Annotated in this window: 6 protein-coding genes; 4 read left to right on the top strand and 2 right to left on the bottom strand. The window is 70.7% G+C overall.

Features of this window, described 5'->3' with window-relative positions; all coding sequences use genetic code 11:
• Positions 1-439: S24 family peptidase (locus DZF91_RS29140; RefSeq protein ID WP_328589231.1), on the top strand; the 439-nt coding region annotated here is incomplete at its 5' end.
• Here the strand turns inward: DZF91_RS29140 and DZF91_RS29135 are convergent.
• Together DZF91_RS29135 and DZF91_RS29130 are read right to left on the bottom strand one after the other, a co-directional pair.
• A complete protein-coding gene (locus tag DZF91_RS29135; RefSeq protein WP_117360322.1) occupies positions 334-930 on the bottom strand; it encodes a CGNR zinc finger domain-containing protein in 597 nt (198 codons plus the stop codon). The genes DZF91_RS29140 and DZF91_RS29135 overlap by 106 nt on opposite strands.
• A gap of 246 nt (positions 931-1,176) precedes the next feature.
• A complete protein-coding gene (locus DZF91_RS29130; RefSeq protein ID WP_117360321.1) occupies positions 1,177-2,376 on the bottom strand; it encodes an NAD(P)-dependent malic enzyme in 1,200 nt (399 codons plus the stop codon).
• Positions 2,377-2,730: 354 nt separating this feature from the next.
• On the opposite strand from DZF91_RS29130, the gene DZF91_RS29125 reads away from it, so the two are divergent.
• The 3 genes from DZF91_RS29125 to DZF91_RS29115 all read left to right on the top strand — a co-directional run bounded on the left by DZF91_RS29125 (position 2,731) and on the right by DZF91_RS29115 (position 5,559).
• Positions 2,731-3,693, top strand: coding sequence for an ABC transporter substrate-binding protein (locus tag DZF91_RS29125; protein ID WP_117360320.1), 963 nt, complete (start codon positions 2,731-2,733; stop codon positions 3,691-3,693).
• 4 nt (positions 3,694-3,697) lie between these two features.
• Complete coding sequence (locus DZF91_RS29120; protein WP_117360319.1) at positions 3,698-4,621, top strand: amino acid ABC transporter permease; 924 nt, start codon at positions 3,698-3,700, stop codon at positions 4,619-4,621.
• Positions 4,622-4,806: 185 nt separating this feature from the next.
• Positions 4,807-5,559 (top strand): amino acid ABC transporter ATP-binding protein, encoded by a 753-nt coding sequence (locus DZF91_RS29115; RefSeq protein WP_117360323.1) that lies wholly within the window; start codon positions 4,807-4,809, stop codon positions 5,557-5,559.
• The last annotated feature ends 72 nt before the right edge of the window (positions 5,560-5,631 follow it).

Here is a 5,631-nt window from a genome sequence, read left to right as displayed (position 1 = left end):
GGCCGGAGTCTGCGCGGCGGGCGCGGGGGCGGCGGTGCTCGCGTGGCGGCGCGGCGGCCTGCGGGCGGTCGCGGTGTCCGGTGAGTCGATGCTGCCCGCGCTGCGTCCGGGCGACTGGCTGCTCGTCCGGGAGGGCGCGCCGGTGCGGGACGGCGACGCGGTGGTCGCGCGGCATCCGTGGAACGAGGAGCAGCTCATCGTGAAGCGGGCCGTCCGCGAGGAGGACGGCGGCTGGTGGCTGGAGAGCGACAACCAGCGCGCCCGCGGACGCCAGGACAGCTGGGACTTCGACGCCGTGCCGCACCGCCTGGTGCTCGGTCCCGTCGTCGCCCGCTACTGGCCGGTCGGCCGCGCCGCCGTGCTGTCCGGCTCGGTGCGCTCGGTCCTCGCCGTGCCCTCGCCGCGCGGCCCGCGCCGGACGGCCCGTCCGACGGCCTGAGCGGCGCAGTCCGGCGAGCAGTACAGCCGGGAGCGCTCCTTGGTGGTGTCGAGGTAGACGCGTCCGCAGCCGTCGGCGGGGCAGACGCGCAGCCGGTCGATGCCCTGCTCGGCGACCCGGACGGCGAGGCCCATCGCGGCGCGCGCGGCGTACACGTCGGGGATGGCGCCGCCGTCGTTGACGTGCAGGTGCCAGTCCTGGCCGTCGTGCGCCGAGAGCTGCGGATGGACGGGGTGCTGGATGAGCAGTTCGTTCAGCCGCTCGGCGGCCAGCTCGCCCCGGCCCTCGGCGGAGGCGGCGAAGACGGCGCGGAGCTGGTCGCGCAGTGCGCGCATGGCGTCGAGGTCGCGCTGGCGCAGGGTGCCGCCGAGGTGCGGCCGGCCGGCGAGCAGGTCGCGCAGGCCGTCGAGGTCGCGCAGGCCGTCCCCCTCCGGGCGGTGTCCGCTGTTCACCAGCACGATCGCCAGATCGGCATAGGAAGCGAGGTCCACGTGCACTCCTGCCGGAGTAGCCCGATGATGCGTTTCTCCCCTTTGTCGAGTATTGCACCATGTCCGAGGGTGGACGATGGTCAATTCAGGGAAATCATCCGGCGATCGTGGGAGCGGGCCGGTGATTTGTTTGCCGACCCGCCTGGCCACGACAAGAATTGCGGCGATTAACGGTCGCGCCGGATCTCATAATGTGGACGGCCCGCCTCCCCGAGGGGAGCGCGGGCCGTCCGGAGAAAGGCGAGGTCAGGCGCGGGCGACCCCGTCGGTGCGGGCCGCCGCGGCCACGGCCGAGGTGACGGCCGGGGCGACGCGCGGGTCGAACGGGCCGGGGATCACGTAGTCGGCGGTCAGGTCGTCCCCGACGATCGCGGCGAGCGCGTCGGCGGCGGCGAGCTTCATGCCCTCGGTGATGGTGTGCGCCTGCGCGTCGAACGCGCCCCGGAAGATCCCGGGGAAGGCGAGCACGTTGTTGATCTGGTTGGGGAAGTCGCTGCGGCCGGTGGCGACCACCCGGGCGTGCCGCCGGGCGACCTCCGGGTGCACCTCGGGCGTCGGGTTCGACAGCGCGAACACGATGGCGTCCTCGCTCATCTCGGCGACGCAGGACTCCTGGACGGTGCTGCCGGACAGCCCGATGAACACGTCCGCGCCGCGCAGCGCGTCCTCGGTGGAGCCGGTCAGCCGGGACCGGTTGGAGATCTCGGCGATCGCCCGCTTGGGCCCGTTGAGCCCGTCCCGGCCCTGGTGGATCAGGCCCTTGCTGTCCGACAGCGCGATGTCGCCGATGCCCGCCTCGATGAGGATCTTGGAGACGGCGATGCCGGACGCGCCCGCGCCGGCGACGACCGCGCGCAGGTCCGACAGCGGCCGGCCGACGAGCCGGGCGGCGTTCTTCAGCGCGGCGAGCGCGACCACCGCGGTGCCGTGCTGGTCGTCGTGGAAGACCGGGATGTCGAGGGCGGCGCGCAGCCGGTCCTCGATCTCGAAGCAGCGCGGGGCGCTGATGTCCTCCAGGTTGATGCCGCCGAAGCTCGGCGCCATCCGGATCACCGTCTCGACGATCTCGTCCACGTCGGTGCAGGCCAGCGCGATCGGGACGGAGTCGACCCCGGCGAACTCCTTGAACAGCAGGGACTTGCCCTCCATGACCGGCATGGACGCGGCGGGCCCGATGTCGCCGAGCCCGAGCACGGCGGTGCCGTCGGTGACCACGGCGACCACCCGGGACGTCCAGGTGTACTCGCGGACGAGCGGCGGGTGGTCGGCGATGGCGGTGCAGACGCGCGCCACGCCGGGCGTGTAGGCGAGGGAGAGGTCCTCGGCGTCGCGCACCGGGACCGAGGAGCGGACCTCGAGCTTGCCGCCCCGGTGCAGGGCGAACGCGGGATCGTCGTCGAGTGAGGCGGTGTGCGGGAAGGGATGAGTGGTGGGCTCGGCGGCCACAGCGACCCCTGTCAGGTTTCGGCGATACGGACGATGCCTTCGCGGTTGGCGCTGGTCTGGTGGCCAGGGCCGGTCGGGTGCATCTCGCGATGTACGGGGGTCACCCGTTGTCCGATTGTGCCACACCGGCCGCGGGGTCCCCGGAAAGACCCGTGATGGTCTCGGTCACGTGCGGACATGGCGTGTAATCTCGCTCACAGAGGGTGAATTTACCCGGCTTCATCTGGATATTGAGCGCCGCCTTGTTGTGCGATTGTTTCGCAGCCTTAATCAAGGCCACGCGTACTATGCACCAAAATGTGCGTTCAACCCGGGCCGGGACGCGGTCCGACGAATCGACTTGGAGGGGGACCAGTGAACACCGGTTCTCTGGGGCGCCGTACCGCCACGGCGGGTGCCCTCGTGCTCTCGGCGGCGCTCGCCCTGTCGGCCTGCGGCGGCAGCAAGAAGGACACCGGCGCCCAGGGCAAGGACGTCGGCGACATCTTCTCGGCCATCAAGCAGGACCCCAAGCTGCACGACCAGCTCGGTCCGGACGTCAAGTCGTCCGGCAAGATCATTGTGGCCACGGACCCGTCCTACGCGCCCAACGAGTTCTACGGCAACGACAACAAGACCCTGGTCGGCATGGACCTCGACCTCGGCAAGGCGCTCGGCAAGAAGCTCGGCATCGACTTCTCCTTCCAGAAGGCGAGCTTCGACGGGATCATCCCCGGCCTGCAGAGCGGCCAGTACCAGGCGGCGATGTCGTCGATCACCGACAACAAGGAGCGGGAGAAGACGGTCGACTTCGTCACCTACTTCACCGCCGGCACCTCGCTCATGGTCAAGAAGGGCAACCCCGGCGGCTACAAGCCGGACGACCTGTCGCTGTGCGGCAAGAAGGTCGCGGTCGAGAAGGGCACCGTCCAGCTGGACGAGGTGTCGGCGACCGTCGACCCCGCCAAGGGCACCGGCTCGCGCACCAAGAAGTGCAAGGACGGCGGCAAGCCCGGCCCGACCGGCCAGGCGTTCCCCGACCAGAACGGCGCGAACCTGGCGCTGTCGTCCGGCCGCGCGGACGCCGTGCTGGCCGACTCCCCGGTCATCGACTACGCGGTGAAGCAGTCCAACGGGCAGTTCGAGACGGCGGGCGCGACCTACGACACCGCGCCGTACGGCATCGCCCTCAGCAAGAAGCTCGGCACCACCAAGGAGGCCGTGCTCGGCGCGCTGAAGGCGCTGCAGGCCGACGGCACCTACAAGAAGATCCTCGAGAAGTGGGGCATCGAGCACGGCGCCCTGGACACGCCCGGCATCAACGGCGCGCAGAGCTGACCGCATGACCCTGTACGAACAGAAGGCGCCGGCGGGACGGCCGAGCGAGATCAAGGCCGTCCCCGTCCGGCACTACGGCCGCTGGGTGGCGGCGGCCCTCATCCTGTACGTCGCGATCTGGGCGGTCTGGAGCGTCGCCCACAACGAGCGCTTCGGCTGGGACACGATCAACGCGTGGTTCTGGGACGGCTCGATCATCGACGGCATCGTCATGACGCTCGAGCTGACCGTCATCGCGATGCTGATGGGCGTCGTCGGCGGCGTCCTGCTCGCGGTGATGCGGCTGTCCCCGAACCCGCTGATCTCGGGCGTGGCGTGGCTGTACGTCTGGGTGTTCCGGGGCACTCCGGTGCTGGTCCAGATCATCCTGTGGTTCTACGTCAAGGCACTGATCCCGACGTTCTCGCTGGGCATCCCCTTCGGCCCGACGTTCGTCCACTTCAACGCCAACGACCTGATCACCGCGTTCGTCGCGGGCTGCCTCGGGCTCGGGCTGAACGAGGCGGCGTACATGTCGGAGATCGTCCGCGCGGGCATCCTGTCGGTGGACCCGGGCCAGAACGAGGCCGCGACCGCGCTCGGCATGAGCCGGGCGAAGATCATGCGCCGGGTGGTGCTGCCGCAGGCGATGCGGGTGATCATCCCGCCGACCGGCAACGAGACGATCTCCATGCTGAAGACGTCCTCGCTGGTGTCGGTGATCGCGCTGGCCGACCTGCTGTACTCGGTGCAGATCGTGTACAACCGGACGTACCAGACGATCCCCATGCTGCTGGTGGCGAGCATCTGGTACCTGGTCATGACCTCGATCCTGACCGTCGGCCAGTTCTACCTGGAGCGCTACTTCGGGCGGGGCACCGCCCAGCGGCAGACCATGCTGGAGCGGTTCGTGGCCAACCTGCGGATCCGCGGCGGGAGGAGCGTCTGATGGCGGCCGACGACAAGCCGCGCCTGGCGAAGCCCGAGGGGGACGCCGACGGGACGCCGGAGCGCGACGACCTCGCGCCCGAGACGGCTGCCGACCAGGCTTCCGACGCGGACGACGCCACGGTCCCGGCGGAGGGTGCCCCCGAGGACGACCGTCCCGGGCCGGACGCCGGCGCGCCGGAGTTCATGGTGCGCGCCGAGGACGTGCACAAGAGCTTCGGCCGCCTGGAGGTGCTGAAGGGCATCGACCTGGCCGTGCGGCCGGGCGAGGTGATGTGCGTGATCGGGCCGTCCGGCTCGGGGAAGTCGACCTTCCTGCGCTGCATCAACCACCTGGAGAAGATCAACGGCGGCCGGCTGTGGGTGAACGGCCGCCTGGTCGGCTACCGGCAGAAGGGCGACCGGCTGTACGAGATGCGCGAGCGGGAGGTCGCCGCGCAGCGCCGGGACATCGGCATGGTGTTCCAGCGGTTCAACCTGTTCCCGCACATGACCGCCCTGGGCAACGTCATGGAGGCGCCCGTCCAGGTGAAGGGGCTGCCGAAGGCGCAGGTCCGGGAGCGGGCGGTCGCGCTGCTGGACCGGGTGGGCCTCGCCGACAAGAGGGACGCCTACCCGGCGCAGCTCTCCGGCGGGCAGCAGCAGCGGGTCGCGATCGCGCGCGCCCTGGCGATGGAGCCCGCGCTGATGCTGTTCGACGAGCCGACGTCCGCGCTCGACCCCGAGCTGGTCGGCGAGGTGCTGGAGGTCATGAAGCAGCTCGCGCTGGACGGTATGACGATGATCGTGGTCACGCACGAGATCGGGTTCGCGCGCGAGGTCGGCGACTCGCTGGTGTTCATGGACGGCGGCGTGGTGGTCGAGCAGGGCCGTCCGCGCGACGTCATCGAGAACCCGCAGCACCCCCGGACCCAGGACTTCCTGTCCAAGGTCCTCTAGCGCCCGCCGGTGGCCTCTCCCGGCCACCGGGGACCGGGTTCCGGTCGACGGCCCGCCCCTCTCGGGGCGGGC

Source organism: Actinomadura logoneensis, from assembly GCF_003428695.1.
Classification (GTDB): Bacteria; Actinomycetota; Actinomycetes; order Streptosporangiales; family Streptosporangiaceae; genus Spirillospora; species Spirillospora logoneensis.
The sequence above is the reverse complement of the archived record's forward strand: the minus strand, read 5'-3'. Positions and strand labels throughout refer to the sequence as shown.